General features: G+C 48.0%; 11 protein-coding genes. 7 read left to right on the top strand and 4 right to left on the bottom strand.

Annotated features, from left to right (window positions below):
* Position 1: 1 nt before the first annotated feature.
* Genes qoxC through qoxA form a run of 3 tightly spaced genes read right to left on the bottom strand, consistent with a single transcriptional unit; the run spans position 2 to position 3,581 of the window.
* Positions 2–598, bottom strand: a complete 597-nt coding sequence (gene qoxC, locus ACFVU8_RS25690; protein ID WP_175373855.1) for a cytochrome aa3 quinol oxidase subunit III — start codon at positions 596–598, stop codon at positions 2–4.
* Positions 595–2,538 (bottom strand): cytochrome aa3 quinol oxidase subunit I, encoded by a 1,944-nt coding sequence (gene qoxB, locus ACFVU8_RS25685; protein WP_066377162.1) that lies wholly within the window; start codon positions 2,536–2,538, stop codon positions 595–597. Before qoxB ends, qoxC begins: the two co-directional genes overlap by 4 nt.
* A gap of 41 nt (positions 2,539–2,579) precedes the next feature.
* Positions 2,580–3,581: a cytochrome aa3 quinol oxidase subunit II gene (gene qoxA / locus ACFVU8_RS25680; protein ID WP_387431106.1), complete on the bottom strand. Its 1,002-nt coding sequence runs from the start codon at positions 3,579–3,581 to the stop codon at positions 2,580–2,582.
* Between the two features lie 489 nt (positions 3,582–4,070).
* On the opposite strand from qoxA, the gene ACFVU8_RS25675 reads away from it, so the two are divergent.
* Entirely contained in the window at positions 4,071–5,225 is a 1,155-nt protein-coding gene (locus tag ACFVU8_RS25675; protein WP_387431103.1) for a polysaccharide deacetylase family protein, read from the top strand.
* A gap of 83 nt (positions 5,226–5,308) precedes the next feature.
* Here ACFVU8_RS25675 and ACFVU8_RS25670 read toward each other — a convergent pair whose 3' ends face one another.
* Positions 5,309–5,926, bottom strand: coding sequence for a TetR/AcrR family transcriptional regulator (locus ACFVU8_RS25670; protein ID WP_387431101.1), 618 nt, complete (start codon positions 5,924–5,926; stop codon positions 5,309–5,311).
* A gap of 154 nt (positions 5,927–6,080) precedes the next feature.
* On the opposite strand from ACFVU8_RS25670, the gene ACFVU8_RS25665 reads away from it, so the two are divergent.
* The 6 genes from ACFVU8_RS25665 (at position 6,081) to ACFVU8_RS25640 (ending at position 13,408) form a co-directional block, all read left to right on the top strand.
* Positions 6,081–7,775, top strand: a complete 1,695-nt coding sequence (locus ACFVU8_RS25665) for an MFS transporter (RefSeq protein ID WP_387431099.1) — start codon at positions 6,081–6,083, stop codon at positions 7,773–7,775.
* Positions 7,776–8,030: 255 nt separating this feature from the next.
* The gene (locus tag ACFVU8_RS25660) at positions 8,031–8,807 is read left to right on the top strand and encodes an amino acid ABC transporter substrate-binding protein (RefSeq protein ID WP_379467308.1); all 777 of its coding nucleotides are present in this window, start codon (positions 8,031–8,033) and stop codon (positions 8,805–8,807) included.
* Positions 8,808–8,823: 16 nt separating this feature from the next.
* On the top strand, positions 8,824–9,483 hold the full coding sequence (locus tag ACFVU8_RS25655; protein WP_387431096.1) for an amino acid ABC transporter permease: 660 nt from the start codon (positions 8,824–8,826) through the stop codon (positions 9,481–9,483).
* Positions 9,484–9,498: 15 nt separating this feature from the next.
* Positions 9,499–10,239 carry an amino acid ABC transporter ATP-binding protein gene (locus tag ACFVU8_RS25650; RefSeq protein WP_387431094.1) on the top strand — a complete coding sequence of 247 codons (741 nt, stop codon included), beginning with the start codon at positions 9,499–9,501 and terminating at the stop codon, positions 10,237–10,239.
* Between the two features lie 261 nt (positions 10,240–10,500).
* Positions 10,501–11,403: an ABC transporter ATP-binding protein gene (locus ACFVU8_RS25645; protein WP_387431198.1), complete on the top strand. Its 903-nt coding sequence runs from the start codon at positions 10,501–10,503 to the stop codon at positions 11,401–11,403.
* Entirely contained in the window at positions 11,378–13,408 is a 2,031-nt protein-coding gene (locus ACFVU8_RS25640) for a DUF6449 domain-containing protein (protein ID WP_379467305.1), read from the top strand. Before ACFVU8_RS25645 ends, ACFVU8_RS25640 begins: the two co-directional genes overlap by 26 nt.
* Positions 13,409–13,411: the final 3 nt, after the last annotated feature.

Below are 13,411 nucleotides of genomic sequence, written 5' to 3'. Positions count from 1 at the left end.
GTCACATCAGTCCTTTCAGGTAGACGTAGCTGAAGATAAAGATCCAGACAACGTCCAGGAAGTGCCAGTACAGGGAGAAGATAAACGACTTGTTCGCTGTAGCTGGGTTGATGCCATGACGCTTTATTTGAATCAGGATGGCTGTTCCCCACAGGAACCCGAAGGTTACGTGAGCACCGTGCGTGCCGAGCAATACGAACAGACTGGACAGGAAGGCGCTGGTTTGCAGTGTTGCCCCTTCATGAACATAAGTGAAGAATTCCGTAATCTCAATAGCAAGGAAGCCTAGACCCATAAGCAGGGTAATCCCGAAAAAGAACATCATAGCCTTCTTGTATCCATGCCGCATGGCATGAATGGCAAGACCGATCGTAAATGAGCTTGTCAGGAGCAAGAATGTTTCGAGCAGTACGGGACCAATCTCAAAAAGCTCGCTGCCATTTGGACCGCTGGCAAAGCGATCCACAAGTACAAAGTAAACCGTGAACAATGTAGCGAAGAGGGCGATTTCCGCTCCCAGGAAGACCCAGAAGCCGAAAATCTTGTTACTGTTCTCTTCTGTTGAATATTCAAGCGGCTTGGACGCATCTATTTTCATACAGTCTCACCCCGCAGTTTCTTTTCAGTAGCGATAATTTCCTTCTCCGGAATATAGAATCCGTGGTCTCTGTCGAAGGACATCGCACAAAGCGTGATCAGAATGCCGACTCCGGAAACAATCGCCGGAACCCACATGCTGAATACCATGAAGAATCCGAAGAAGAAGAAGATTACACCGAGGATGAATGGTTTGCCAGTATTGCTAGGCATATGAATCTTCTTGATTTCGTCCTTAAACAAAGGAATGTTCTCCTGCTTGGATACCCAGAATGCATCACGGTCTGTTACCGTAGGTACAACCGCAAAGTTGTAAGCCGGGATCGGGCTGTTAGTCGCCCACTCAAGGGTACGTGCATCCCATGGGTCTCCAGTGGTATCCCGTGGCATGTAGCGAGTACTCCAGTAGATATTGTAGACCAGAATGACAAACCCGATGGCCAGACCAAGTGCTCCTGCAAAGGAGACCATATTAAGCGGACCGAAGCCCGTCTCTGCCGAGTAGGTGTACATCCGCCGGGTCATACCCATGAGTCCAAGAATGAACAGTGGGAAGAACGCGACGTTAAAGGAAATGATAATCCACCAGAAGGCGTGCTTGCCAAGACGTTCGTTGAGGCGGAAGCCGAATACTTTAGGGAACCAGTAATGGAAACCTGCGATAACGGCGAACACGGCACCCGGAATCAGAACGTAGTGGAAATGCGCTACCAGGAACATGGTGTTGTGGTACTGATAGTCGGCGCTGGCCATTGCCAGCATGACGCCTGTAACCCCACCGATTGTAAAGATCGGGATAAACGCTAAGGTGTAGAGCATCGGTGTGGTAAAGGTTATTCGCCCTTTTCGGAGCGTGAATAGCCAGTTGAATATTTTAACCCCTGTCGGTACAGCAATCGCCATCGTAGTGATGGAGAAGAAGCTGTTGACCATTACGCCTTGACCCATGGTATAGAAGTGGTGAGCCCATACCAGGAAGGACAGTAGCGAGATAACGACCATACTTGCAACCATGGATGTATATCCGTACAGGTTCTTTTTGGAGAAGGTAGAGATGATATCACTATAAATACCGAAGGCCGGCAAAATAACGATATATACCTCAGGGTGTCCCCATACCCAGAAGAGGTTGGCCCATAGCATATCCATACCGCCGTTGGCCATCGTAAAGAATTGAGAGCCGAACAAGCGGTCGAACATCATCAGCGCCAGTGCTATCGTAAGCACCGGGAAGGCGAATACGATGATAACGTTGGTGATCAGAACAGACCAGGTGAACATTGGCATGCGCATCAACTTCATGCCTGGTGCACGCATCTTCAGGATGGTTACGATGAAGTTAACCCCTGTTAACATTGTACCGATACCAGAGATCTGCAGCGCTAGAGAGTAGTAGTTGTTACCTACCGTTGGGCTGAATTCAATGCTTGCCAGCGGGAAGTATGCGGACCAGCCGGCATCCGGCGATCCCCCGATAACAAAGGAGATGTTCAGCAGCATCGCTCCGAAGAAGAAGAGCCAGAAGCTGACAGCGTTCAGACGCGGGAATGCCACGTCTCTTGCGCCGATTTGTAACGGCACGATAACGTTCATCAGACCGATGATAAATGGCATGGCCATGAAGAGAATCATGATCAGACCGTGCGTGGTAAAGACCTCGTTATAGTGCTGTGCGTCGAGAAATTTCATTTCTGGTGCTGCGGTCTGCAGACGCATCATAAGCGCGTCGATACCGCCGCGGAACAGCATCAGCAGGGCAGCCAGGATATACATAACCCCGATGCGTTTATGGTCAACTGTAGTCAACCATTCGCGCCAAAGGTAGCCCCACTTCTTGAAAACGGTGAGTCCAATGATAATCGCCAGCGTGGCCAGCGCAATACTGACCATAGCTCCGTAGATTAGGACCCCTCCGTGAACCTTAAACTTTTCCAAATCCATTAGGGATGACTCCTTTCAGGTATTCACACTGGCAATAGAGCCTAGTGGTGTCCTTCGTGTGTACTCTCGTCTACCGGCTGAACCTCTGTATCGGGTTTGCCGTCAAATATGGTCTCACTAGAAGGCGCCGGAGATGGGTGAATTTTTTTGTTCTCCTTATGCTCCATATTGCCGTTATCCATATCCATTTCCATGCCGTCATGGCTCATATGATCACCATGGTTGCCTGGAGGCGGACTGAAGGTTAAGTGGGTAGAGGAGTAGGTTTTGCGTCCAACAAAATCGGTCTTCAGCAATGTCTTGAATTCATCCTCTGTCAGCGGTTGTGCGGTTTCCTTAACATCCTTTACCCAACCATCATAATCTTTCTGTGGCATGACGAGTGTTTCAAATTCCATGTGGGCGAAGCCCTTACCGCTAAAGTTCGAGTTTCTGCCGAGATAGGAACCCACGGTGTCAGCTGAAAGATGAAGGGTTGTGAGCATGTCATTCATCGCATATTTTTGCCCTGCGAGCTGAGGAACCCAGAAGCTGGTGATACTGCTGAAAGAGTACAGTCTGAACTCTACAGCGCGGTGAACAGGAATGTTCACGTAGTTCACGGTTTCAATGCCTTCCTCCGGATAGCTGAAATGCCATTTCCAGTTCGAGGATGAGGCGTAAATCACAAGCGGTTTCTGGTTTTTATAATCTGCAGCAACGTTCTCTACAGCGCTTGTTGATTTTACAGTTACCACAGAAAGGAAAGATACAATGATGATTGGAATGGCAATCCAAATCGCCTCCAGCCATTTATTGCCCTCTTCATGTGGTGGAATGTACCCCTCGTTGCTCTTTTTCGCTCGGTACTTCACAATAACAAAGATGTATAAAATGTAGACAACAGCCAGAACGCCGAGCATCACCAGTATGGAGAGGATGATCGTGTCTGAGATCGTTCTTGCAGCCGGACCTTTCGGGTTCAATACAGTTATGGAACTGCAACCCGGCAGGAGGAGAATCAGGCTGAGGAACAAAGCGTATAACGGCCCTTTTTTGTTCATGTTGAACTCCTTCCTTCAATAATTCTTCATCTTTAGCCGAAATCATTAACCTCTATATATAGTAAGAAGTCCGAGGGTAGATTGCAAAAGACATATTTTATCATTTTTCCTATTTGCGTCCTTAAATATGGCGATCTCGTTAAATATTTGTGTTGGAATTGTTACAACTCTCTAATGATGTGATATAGATCACTGTAGTGACGCTGTTTTGTGGATATTTTTAATTGTTCGAAATTTGTTCAATAATTCACTAATGTTACTAATTTCGCCACAATTATTTTGCTCCAAATATGCGGTTTTTAACCGCTTTTTTATTGCTGTGACAGGATTCGACGAAAGTTGCGCTATTTTTTGAAAAAATACGCTGAACTTAATATAGTGTCTAATTGGTAACAACTTTTTATGCACTTGGTTACAATCTCTCAAATTTCATTCTATGTATCTATGGTAGAGTAATAGAAAATATACATAGATAGGGAGATCCTGCCGGTGTCTACTAAAAAGTTGTTGCTATTATTCATTGCATTTTTTGTAAGTTTAGGATGGGTTCATGAAAGTGAGGCTGCTGGCTTGCAAGCCCTGAAGCTAGGGGTTAATGATAAACTGACCGGAATCGAGGCTGTATCTGTAAAAGATACTTATTATGTTCCGCTGCGAGATTTGGCGCAGGAATTGGGCTGGACGCTGAACGGGCTGTCTGATGGAATCAGTGTGAATGCCGGAGGCTCTTCGCTCAAGCTGTTGAACGACCATGCCACAGCTACGCTGAATAATGGAAGCAAGGTCGCGATGGATACCTTTCTACGTGGTGGCAAGCTCATGGTTCCGGTACGAGTATCAGCACTCCTGGGGTATACTATTTCCTATGTTCCGGAGCAATATTTACTGAGAGTACAGAACAGTGCAGCCAAACTTAATGATGCGGCATTTGTTAACCAGTATAAGAAGGAATTGCAGCCGATGACTGGGACTGGCTCTCAGACCCCAACAACGTCGGGGACCACTACGCCTGTTAATTCAGGAAAGCCAGGAACAACGGTTTACATGACCTTTGATGATGGGCCGTCGGCTACCACTACGCAACTGCTCGATATCCTGGCAAAGTATAAGGTGAAGGCGACGTTCTTCATGCTGGGTCCGAAAATGAACACCTATCCTGAACAGGTTAAGCGTACTGCGAAGGAAGGCCATGGTCTTGGCCTGCATGGAATGACGCACCGTAAGGAGAAGTTCTACGCTTCCCCGGCCGCTGCTCTTGGTGAAATGAACAACGACAATGCCATCCTGAAGAAAATCACTGGGACGGGTACTTCCCTGATTCGTCCGCCATACGGCAGTAAGCCTTATTTCACCAATGCATTTAGAGACAAGGTTCTGACGCAAGGGTATCACCTCTGGGACTGGAATGTAGACTCGGACGACTGGAAGTACAAGGAGAACAGCGCCAAAATCTACAACACCGTTATGAGTCAGGTTCATAATCTGAAGAAGTCGCAGAGCAACCCGATCATTCTGATGCATGACCAGAAGGCCACACTGAAGGTGCTGCCGCAAATTCTGGAGACGCTGAAGAAGGAAGGGTATCACTTCGAGATTATCACTAAAGATATGCAGCCGCATAACTTCTGGAAAGACTATCGTTAAACAATAATTCGGAATAAATAAGGATGTTCCCGGCCATGAACGTAGGCTGCGGAGCATCCTTTTTTTCTATTCAATGACAACAATTAATCGTATAAATATTTCGCAATCATATTGACCAGCTCTGATTTTAAGCGTTCTGCGGCAATGCTTCGGCTGGAAAAGACGACGGTATCCACAACCGTGCTTACGGATTCGAACACCACTATGGCAGCCGCTTCTACATCCGCGACATTGACCTCTTCCTTGTCTAACTGTAAGTAACCGAGTGTAATCTGACGTCCCACACTATATTGCTCGTCCATTAATCGCTTGATTTCATCATCACTAAGCTGCATGATAGACAATTCTTTATGGAATCCTGTATAGACCTGGTGCGATAAAATAAGGCTATCGACAAGGTGGCTGATGACTGCCTTTTTGTCAGAATTGTCGAAGTTAATCTCCGCAAGGGAAGCATCGACACGACTCAGAAGTGCTTCGTTATAATACTTCAGCACTTCTATAAACACAGCCTTCTTATCTGTGAAATAAGAGTAGAAACTTCCTGTAGAAACGCCTGCAGCGGCGGCTATTTGCTTGGTATTAGTCTGATGGTACCCCTTATTTGAAAACAGCTCCATAGCTGCTGTAACAATGGCTTGTTTGGTTTTGATGCTCCGGTCCTGCTGGGGCGTTCTTGTTTTATCGTCTGTGTCCTTCATAGCGTATATTCCCTCCTGTTATAACGATTGTAGTAGAGGGAAATTAGCGTGTCAACGAAAGTTGAACTATGGTTCAATTTTCGTTGACAAACATGAACTTTAGTTCATATAATCTAAAATGTGAACTAAAGTTCAGTTATTTGGAGGGATGAGGATGATGAGTGTACGAACAAAAAGGATTTTTTCTTTTACAGCTATCGTATTGGGATTTTTTATGGCGTTGTTGGACACGACGATTATTAACGTTGCTTTGCCAGAGATGACGAAGCATTTCGGAGGGACTGTCTCGCAAATTTCATGGGTAATGAATGGATACAATCTGGCTTTTGCGGCGCTTATCCTCACAGCATCGCGCTTGGCCGATCAATTTGGCCGCAGAAGGTTGTTTTTGATTGGAATATTCGTCTTTACTGCAGCTTCATTGTTCGCTGGATTCTCTTCTTCGTTAGAGATGCTGATTGTGCTGAGAGTCATTCAGGGGTTGGCCGGAGCAATTATTGTGCCGGTTACGATTCCGCTGACGACGACAACCTTCCCCAAGGAGATGCATGGATTGATCATCGGGATTTGGGGTGCGGTAGGCGGTCTGGCGGCGGCGAGCGGCCCGGCCCTTGGCGGCATTCTTACAGAGAAATTGAACTGGGAATGGATATTCTGGGTGAATGTGCCGTTAGGCATTCTCAGTATCATTCTTGTTCTTATCTTTATCAAGGAATCCAGAGACAGCTCGGCTGGACGCACACTTGATTTTGCGGGAATGGCAGGGATTTCGGTAGGTATGTTTTTAATTACGTATGCGTTAATTAAAGTCCAGGATTATGGCTGGCAGTCGGGTGCATTCTATGGCCTTTTAACCTCAGGTGTTTTGGTACTGCTCTTCTTCTTTGTAACTCAATGGAAGGGAAAGGAATCGATGATGCCGTTGTCGCTGTTAAGAATACGTCCATTTAATGGAGCGGCGCTGACTTTATTGATTGTCGGGGCGGGACTTATGAATCTCTCTCTGCTTACTTCCTTTTTCCTGACTCGTATTATGGGGATGACAGAATTGAAGGCGGGTCTGGTCTTGTCTGTGATTGCGCTGGGGTCGATCTTGAGTTCAGGGGTTTCCGGACCACTGTCGAGTAAATATGGAAGCCGCTGGTTCGCAGCTGCAGGCGTAACCGTGATGGCCGGGGCTACGTATGCTTTGAGCGGTCTTCAGGGGGAGGCTTCACTGTCGCAAGTGCTAATTACGCTTGGCATCGCCGGGCTGGGAATGGGGCTAGTTATGGCTCCTGTCATGTCTTCCGCCATCCGCAATGTCCCCGAAGAGAAGGTGGGGATCTCATCGGGAATAACGAATATGACGAAAGCCCTTGGGAGTGTGTTGGGTGTAGCCATCATCGTGACGGTGTTGCAACAAAATTTCAATGATAGGATCGGGGCGGCTGCTGAGCATGCTGCGCAATCTATTCGTGAGAATGCTGTATTACAGCCGATCGTGAAGCAAAGGCTTGGGGAAGAGCTCGGCGCTATGGTTAAAGCAGGCAGTGTTGCAGCATCCAATAGAGCTGCGGGTGGTGAAATATCACAAAGGCTTAACAATGATCTGGAGGAGGCTGTCTTAGCATTGTCTGAGGAAGAACGATCTGCCTTCAAGGCTGACCAGCAGCGCCAGTTAAGTGAAATTCAAGTCCTGATGAAGCAGGCGGAAGGTGGGTTGCGAGATGCGTCAGTGGAGGCCTTCAGCCGTACCTATGCTTTTGCGAGTATTCTGCTGCTTCCAGGCATCGTCTTTGCCTTGTTCAGCGATCAACGGAGGAAGCGCAGCGTGCTGAATGAGGAGCCTCTTGGAAACGAACTTTAGGAGTTATACACACGGAAGCCCAAACATTCCACCGAAGTGAGGACCGAGCCTTACATCCAGATCTTAAGTTCATCTTATATATAAAAGCAGTGCACCCTTCCTCAGCGGATCGCGGCACTGCTTTTTCTTTTTTGACACAGATCGGGGGCCCAACTCTATCGACGACATTCATAGGCTATGTTATCATGATACTCTAATAACGTATTAACGAATTAAAGCGGAGAGATGCTTTCATTTACTAGGGGGAGAACAAAGATGAAGAAAATGGGATTATGGATGGTAACAGCGATGGCAGCGATTCTGCTCTTGGCGGGCTGCACCTCGTCGAATGGTAAAGCGGATAGCGGCAAGCTGGTGATCGGGATTGATGATAAATTCGCACCGATGGGCTTCCGGGATGATGCGAATGAAATTGTTGGTTTTGACATTGATTATGCAAGAGCGGCTGCTGAAAAAATGGGCAAGGAAGTCACCTTCCAGCCAATCGACTGGTCGGCCAAGGAATCGGAGCTGAACAGCGGACGCATTGATATGATCTGGAACGGTTATACGATCACGGATGAGCGTAAAGAGAAGGTATTATTCACAAAGCCATATCTGGAGAACAGTCAGGTTGTTGTAGTGCTGGCTTCTTCACCACTGTCTAAGCTGGAAGATCTGGCCGGCAAGGAAATCGGTCTGCAAAGCCTGTCCTCTGCAGCGGATGCCTTGGATGCCAACCCAATTAAGGATAAGGTTGCAGGCATTTCCGAATTTCCGGACAATGTCCTGGCCCTCACGGATCTCAAAACTTCGCGTCTGGCCGGCGTAGTCATTGACGAGGTTGTAGCCAGATATTATATGTCTAAAGAACCCGGCACCTTCAAGCTGCTGGATGAATCTTTAGCACCAGAGCAATATGGGGTAGGTATCAAGAAGGGGAATGAAGAGCTGCTAAACGAGCTGCAAAAGGCGCTTGATACGATGAACAGTGATGGAACAGCAGCTGAGATTTCCACCAAGTGGTTTGGAGAGAACAAGGTGCTAAACTAGGCAGGGAGCGGGTACAATGAGTCTCGATTATATAATTAAAATCGCCGGGCCTATGCTGGAGGGCGCGCGGACAACGATTCTGCTCTTTCTGATTGTAATTGTGCTGTCCATCCCGCTGGGATTTGTAGTAACGCTGATGGCGAAAAGCACGATGAAGCCGCTGGCCTGGATTGCTAACAGCTATATCTATGTCATGCGCGGAACACCGCTGCTGCTACAGTTGCTTTTCTTCTGCTTCGGTCTACCGCAGATTCCCGTCATCGGCGAGTATCTGGTCATGGATCGTTTTACGGCGGCGAGCCTCGGTTTTATCCTTAATTATGGCGCTTACTTTGCTGAGATATTCCGCGGTGGGCTATTGTCCATCGACAAGGGGCAGTATGAAGCTTCTAAAGTGCTGGGGCTCAGCAAATGGCAGACCCTGCGTAAGGTCATTCTTGCGCAGATGTTCCGGGTCGCACTGCCTGCGGTGGCGAATGAGTCCATCTCACTGGTCAAAGATACGGCGCTACTGTATGCCGTAGCGGTTCCGGAACTGCTGAACTATGCTAAGACAGCGGTGAACCGTGATTTTACGGTGACCCCGTTTGTGGTGGCAGGCGTGATTTATCTGCTGATGACGTTGGTATTAACGTTATTCTTTAAGACGCTGGAGAAGCGTTTCAAATTCGAGTAAAGGGAATGTCCATCTATGAGCAGTATGATCGAAGTAAAAGAACTGCAAAAATCATTTGGCAAGCTTGAAGTGCTGAAAAAGGTGACGTTCGCCGTAGATCAGGGAGAGACGGTGGCGGTGATCGGCCCGTCCGGCTCCGGGAAAAGCACGATGCTGCGCAGTTTAGTGCATCTGGAGGAGGTTAACGGCGGGAGCATCATCATTCAGGGCCAGGCGCTGGTAGACAACGGCAGCTACGCCGGGCATGCCCAGATCAAGGAAATTACGTCCAAGATGGGCATGGTGTTCCAGCATTTTAATCTGTTCCCGCATCTGACAGTGCGGGGGAATCTGGAGCTGGCTCCGCGGACGCTGAAGCGGGAGAGCAGTTCGGAGATCACAGCGAGAAGCAAGGATCTATTGTCCAAGGTGGGCCTTGCTGACAAGGCCGACGCCTTTCCTTCGATGCTGTCCGGCGGACAGAAGCAGCGGGTGGCGATTGCCAGGGCGCTGATGCTGGATCCGGACATCCTGCTTTTTGATGAGCCGACCTCGGCACTGGACCCGGAGCTGACGGGAGAGGTACTGCGGGTTATCCGCCAACTGGCCGAGGAGAAGATGACGATGATCATCGTTACCCATGAGATGAACTTTGCTCGCGATGTGGCCGACCGGATTATCTTTATGGACAAGGGAGAGATTGCCGAGTCGGGGACCCCGGAGCAGATTTTTGGCAGCCCGAAGCTTGCGCGGACCCGTTCTTTTCTCAAACTCTAGCATGAATAAACGGGTGTTATACATTTCTTCACAGCAAAAATTAAAAAGAATAGTGAACAATGGGAAAAAGTGCATAGACTTCTATGCGCTTTTTTCATTGACAGTTGTTAGGGCCGTAACAATAATTATAGTACAGTTCATACATGTGGATACAGATTAAAAGGCTGCTGGTGCAGCATTTAATTTTATACGACCGGGGCAGCAGGGGAATAATGAATGATGGACAATGGGCACAACAGAAGCTCGAAGGGAGACAGCGAAGTGCTAGAGATACGGGGAGTCAGAAAGTCTTTTCGCGGTGAAGTCGCCGTTGATGGCATTTCCCTGACTGTACATAAAGGCAAGATTTACGGGTTACTAGGTTCCAATGGCGCAGGTAAAACCACGTTGCTGAAGATACTTGCCGGTATCATTCAGCCGGAATCCGGAACCGTTAAGATGGACGGTGAACCTATCTTTGAGCGGCCAGAGGTCAAGCAGCGGATTATATTTATACCGGATAGCCCCGCCTTCTTTCCGCAGTCAACGATCAAAAGTATGGCCAATTTTTATCGTTCGGTGTATCCGCGCTGGAATCAGGCACAGTTTGAGCAGCTCGGTGATGTGTTTCGGCTGGACACGAGCCGCAAACTAAGCCGCTTCTCCAAGGGAATGCAGCGGCAGGCTGCATTCTGGCTGAGCCTCGCCTGCATGCCTGATGTGCTGGTGATGGATGAGCCGCATGACGGACTGGACCCCGTGATGCGGCGCCAAATCAAGAATCTGCTCTTTCAAGAAGTGGCCGAGCGGCAACTGACGGTCCTGATCTCCTCACATAATCTCCATGAAATCGAAGACATATGCGGGCCTGTTGGTATTATGCATGGCGGTAAGATGCGGGTCGAGATGGATCTCAATGATCTCAAGGAAGATACGCATAAGGTTCAGGTCGCCTTCCGAGACGAACGGCATGAACGAGCGATATCGTCCAAGCTGCAGGTACTGCACCGTGAAGTCAGAGGCAGTGTCAGCCTGCTTATTGTCCGAGGCGACCGTGAGCGGATTACGGCAGCCTTCGGGATTTATCAGCCTTATGTGTTTGATCTTCTACCGCTGACGCTGGAAGAAATCTTTATCTATGAAATGGGGGATGCCGGGTATGACACGCGCCCGCTGCTTCTTTAATCTTGCGCTGATCCGCCAGAATTTCCGGCAATACGGTTGGATCGGCATCATCTATACACTTGGCTTGATTTTTGCGGTACCGCTGCAAATGTTCATGACCGGTAACCCCAGTCTGTTCAATCAAAAGGTCACGAGTCTATTTCAGCTTGGTGACGGGATGCAAGGGATGCTGATTGTCCTTATTCCCTTGTCTGCGGGGCTTATGTTATTCCGTTATCTTCAGGTTAAGGCTCCTGCTGATCTAATGCATAGCTTACCACTGCGCAGGGAGCATCTTCTGACCTCTCATTTGGGAAGTGGGATCGTGCTGGTGCTTGTACCGGTTTGGCTCTGTGCAGCCATAACGGCGATCACCCGGCCGTGGACCGGAGATCTCTATGATTTTACAGGCAAGGATATCTGGACATGGGCTATTGCAGTCAGCGTTCTATCCATTTTCCTGTTTTGTTTTAGTGTCTTTGTAGGAATTTGTACAGGACAAACCGTTCTCCAGGGAATTGCAAGCTTTGTATTACTTATACTGCCCTACATGCTGATGCAACTGATCTCATATTATTTTTCTTTGTATCTGTATGGATATCCATACGGAATTTATACCAATAGCATCCGTAGTGATCTCTGGTCGCCCCTTGTGCATCTTTTCTCTGTAAGCAACCAGGCGTTCGAGGTCAGTGAATTATGTGTATATGTCGGACTGACTGTTGTCGTCGTGGCCTTGAGTTACTTGCTGTACCGGAAGCGTCATGTCGAGATGGCCGGTCAGGCGATCGCCTTTACTTATTTCAATCCGCTCTTCAAAGCGGGAGTGATGCTGTGCTGCATGCTGATCGCCGGAAACTATTTTTCCATTAATATGAGCGGCAGACTGGCCTGGACTTTCGGAGGTTATGCGATTGGAGCAGTAGTCGGCTATATTTTATCTGAGATGGTTATTCGTAAAACCTGGCATATCATGAACCGCAAAATTCCGCTCGACTTTGCGATCTATACTTTGCTGTTGAGTTTGCTGCTCTATATCCCTGTCTCCGGTTGGACGGGATATGAAGCTAGAGTGCCGGATGAAGGGGAAATAACTCAGGTGTATGCCGGAAGTTTGTATAATCTGTACACTCAGAAGGAGAGCTCAACGAATCCCTACGAGGCGTATAGTCCGTTCAGTAAAGTCGATCCGTTCTCAGGTGACAAGGATTATATCAGGGCTGTTCAAAAACTACACAGTACACTCTCCGTAATCCGTCCTGCAGTGCCCACCGGGAAGTCTTTCTATAAGGATTCCAGAGTGCGCAGCATGAGCATTGTATACCGAATGACGAACGGACACACTTTGACCAGGCAATATCAGGTGCCTGTTGCCGGCTTCGAGCCGGAGCTGAGAGCAATCATGGAGACAGCAGGCTACAAGAAGTCGGAGTATGTCTTGTCACAGCTTGAGCATGACGTGAAGACTATGAATATTAGCACAAGGGAGGGCGTAGTCGTCCTTACCCATTCTGCGGAGATCAACGAATTCAAGGCACTTTTACGTCAAGAAATTTTGGATATGTCGTATGCCGATCAGATTGGGGATGATGTTCCGCTTGCGGATGTCGATATTCCGATAACGATGGAAGACAGGAACGTGATCTCTTTTTACAGCTATAGCATACTACCCTCCTATCACAGGCTGCTGAACTGGCTGGCGGACAAAGGGTATTCCGACAAAATTATGATAACGGCCAAAAATATTGCCTCTGTAGAGATCGCTGCCTTTGAACCAAAAATCCTTCAGGGTGACCGTTCGTACTATTACGACCCTGAGCAATACTTGGGAATTGCCCGCAAGCAAAATCGCTCCGTGGTAACCCAAGACAAGGACCAAATTACCGACGTTCTGAAATACCAGAAGAAGTATGTGATCCGCAAGGGCACTTATCTGGTTAAAAAGAATTATGAAGATGGTTCACCGGAATATGTACTGATAGAAGCGGACGATCTGTCGCCAGAATTAAAGAAACTGCTTCGATAAAAT

The organism is Paenibacillus sp. NPDC058177 (assembly GCF_042883835.1).
GTDB classification, from domain to species: domain Bacteria; phylum Bacillota; class Bacilli; order Paenibacillales; family Paenibacillaceae; genus Paenibacillus_AQ; species Paenibacillus_AQ agri.
Note: the sequence above shows the minus strand (reverse complement) of the source record. Positions and strands in the feature narration are given on the sequence as shown.